Here is a 2,807-nt window from a genome sequence, read left to right as displayed (position 1 = left end):
CCCGACCTGCCCGCGCGCGACGTCGCGGGCATGCTGCGCTCGTTCGACTACGTGGCCGGATCGACGGCGCTGGCGCTGCCCCAGCGGGCGGCCACGGCGGCAGGGTGGGCGGATGCCGCACGCCGGGCGTTCCTCGACGGGTACGTCGCGGCATCCGGACTCGACCTCAGCGCCTACCGCGACCTGCTCGCCGCGTTCGAGCTCGACAAGGCCGTCTACGAGGCGATCTACGAGTCGCGCAACCGCCCGACCTGGGCCGCGATCCCGCTGCACGCGATCCTGCAGCTGCTCCAGTCGGGGCCGCTGCAGGCGTCCGCGGATGCCGCGGCGTCCAGACGGCCCTCGTCGATGGCGGAGTGACGGTCGCACCATGGCGCGGAGGACCGGCGGCCCCGTCAAGCGGGCCTGGCTGTGGACGATCAAGCACGGCCTCAATCCGCTCACGCTGCCGATGGCCCGGGCGGGGTTCGGCCCGTTCTCGCTCGTCCGGCACACCGGGCGGAAGTCGGGCGCCGTGTTCGAGACGCCCCTCATCCTGGCGCGCGTCACCGACGGGTTCGTCGCGGAGCTGACCTACGGCACGGGCGTGAACTGGTATCGCAACGTCGAGGCGGCCCACGGTCGCTGCACGGTGGTGTGGCGTGGGCGCGAGTACGCGATCGACGGCATCGCGCCCTGCACCACGGCCGCGGGCCTCGCCGCGTTCGGGCCGCCCGCCGACGTGGTGCTGAAGCTGCTGCGCCGACATGAGTTCCGCATGCTGCACGAGGCCGCCTGTCGCCGCAGGCGCCCGCGTCGTCGCCGGGGGCGTGAACCGAAGCACTGCTTCCGAGCGGATGGTGGTGGCGCCGCCGGTCAGGGGCGGCGGTCGCCGACCAGCTCTGCGCGGTTCGCCTCGTACTTCGATCGGCCGATCACGCGCCAGATCACCCGTACCGGCCCGGGCAGGTGCGCCTTCTGCCAGGCGACCCCTCCGTCGGGCTGGGCGGCGAGGATCGCACCCAGCTGCAGGAACATGCGCCCCTTCGGCGTGGCCTTGCGGCCGTGTGCGGCGAGGGCGTCGACCTCCTGCTGCGTGATCACCGTCTCCATCACGGGCACGATGTTGGACTCCTCGTCGGGGAGGTGATCGGCGAGTGCCCCGTTGATGCCGTTGAGCGCAGAGACCAGCGCTGCGGCATCCGTCGACGCCCCGCTCGACCGCCACACGGGCAGCGCCGCATCGAGCTGGCGGAGATGTACGAGCAGCTCGGCATGCTGCGCCTTCATGCGCTGCACGTGCATCGAGCACGAGGGGGCACGCTCGTCGAGCGCATCCCAGAGCATGGCGTCCTCGCCCTCGTGGTGGGCGTGCAGTCCGACCGACAGCATGCGGAGGTGGTCGCTCACCACCTCGGCGTGCACCACGTCGCCGTCGGCGACCCCGGAGATGAGGGCCGGCGCCTCACCGAATCCGGCCCGGAACATGCGATGGATCTCGGCCATGCCACTCGCGTCGCACGTCTTCGCCGTGCCGAGACCACCGGCCTCGCGCTGGCTCGGGCGATCACCACTGGACGGCAGCGGAGTTGCGGGCATGGTGACTCCGATCGGGTCTGGGAACGCAGTCGCTCGTGACGATACGAGGTGGCCGCTCGAGCGGCAAGCCCGCGGATGGGGGACAGCGAGCCGCTGCCCGGCACTCGCGCCGGGCCCACAGGGCGGTCGGAAGCTCGAACGGGGCTGTCGGCGGCGGCATCGACCGGGGTACGGTACGGGGATGACGGAAGTGAACGCGGCCGGCCGGACGCCGCTGTCGGACGAGGCCCGCACGCAGATGCTGAGCACCCAGGTCGCGCGGTACGTGCAGCGCGGCTGGACCGTGCAGACGTTCACCGGCGGCCAGGCGGTGCTCTCGAAGAACAAGCGCATCGGCTGGTTCTGGAATCTGGTCCTCATCATCCTGACCGGCGGGCTCTGGCTCATCTACGTCGCCTACCGTGCGCTGAACCGCAAGAAGCTCACGACCGTCATCACGGTGGATGCCTCGGGCCGGGTGACGGCCGACACCACGGGCTGAGACGGCACCGCGTCGCCGCTTCCCCCGATGCCGCCGCCTGAGGTCACCGCCTGAGGCGGTCGCCTGAGCGGTCGCGCGCCTCCCACGTGACGCCCGAGACGACGAGGTCGGCACGTTCCCGCGTGGGCTGGATGCCGCGCGCGTTGGCGCCGTCGACCTCGGACGCCCACGCGTGCGCGGCCTCGGGCGAGCGGCCGAACGTCGTGTGACGGTGCACGAGGCGCGACATCCGCTCGTCGTCGTCGGCGTCGCAGAACCACACCTCGTCGAGCAGCGCACGCACCCGGCTCCACGGCTCGACGTCGCCGAGCAGGTAGTTGCCCTCGACGACCACGACGCGGGCCGCGGGTCGGATCGCGATGGCGCCGGCCACCGGCTCGTCGACGTCGCGCTCGAACGCCGGTGCGAACACCGTGTGGTCGGCCTCGCGCCGCACGCGCTCGAGCAGCGCCACGAAGCCCCAGCCGTCGAACGTCTCGATCGCGCCCTTGCGGTGCCGCAGGCCGAGGCGGTCGAGGGTCGCGTTGGCGAGGTGGAAGCCGTCCATCGGCAGGTGCACGGCGAGCGCGGGCGCCTCGGCGTCGACGGCGGCGTCGGTGTCGACGGTGTCGGCGTCGGTGTCGACGGTGTCGGCGTCGGTGTCGGTGTCGGCATCGGCGTTCAGCGCCGCCACGAGCGCCTGCGCGAGCGTCGTCTTGCCCGCCCCCGGGCTCCCGGTGACGCCCAGCACCACGCGCCCATCGGATGC

Annotated in this window: 4 protein-coding genes and 1 pseudogene; 2 read left to right on the top strand and 3 right to left on the bottom strand. The window is 72.6% G+C overall.

The window, feature by feature from the left end:
- Positions 1 to 360: pseudogene (locus GH736_RS20570) on the top strand (hypothetical protein); the annotation flags it as partial.
- A gap of 213 nt (positions 361 to 573) precedes the next feature.
- Here GH736_RS20570 and GH736_RS20565 read toward each other — a convergent pair.
- Both GH736_RS20565 and GH736_RS20560 read right to left on the bottom strand, forming a co-directional pair.
- Complete coding sequence (locus GH736_RS20565; protein ID WP_159606638.1) at positions 574 to 759, bottom strand: hypothetical protein; 186 nt, start codon at positions 757 to 759, stop codon at positions 574 to 576.
- A gap of 96 nt (positions 760 to 855) precedes the next feature.
- Positions 856 to 1,578, bottom strand: a complete 723-nt coding sequence (locus GH736_RS20560) for a hemerythrin domain-containing protein (protein WP_159606636.1) — start codon at positions 1,576 to 1,578, stop codon at positions 856 to 858.
- Positions 1,579 to 1,759: 181 nt separating this feature from the next.
- Between GH736_RS20560 and GH736_RS20555 the strand changes: the two genes are divergently transcribed.
- Positions 1,760 to 2,059, top strand: a complete 300-nt coding sequence (locus tag GH736_RS20555; protein WP_159606634.1) for a hypothetical protein — start codon at positions 1,760 to 1,762, stop codon at positions 2,057 to 2,059.
- A gap of 43 nt (positions 2,060 to 2,102) precedes the next feature.
- Here GH736_RS20555 and GH736_RS20550 read toward each other — a convergent pair.
- Positions 2,103 to 2,807 (bottom strand): nucleoside/nucleotide kinase family protein (locus GH736_RS20550; RefSeq protein ID WP_159606632.1); only part of this gene is annotated, 705 nt, incomplete at its 5' end.

This window comes from Agromyces humi (assembly GCF_009720255.1).
In the GTDB taxonomy this organism is placed as follows: Bacteria; Actinomycetota; Actinomycetes; order Actinomycetales; family Microbacteriaceae; genus Agromyces; species Agromyces humi.
This window is presented reverse-complemented; position numbering and strand designations above follow the sequence as displayed.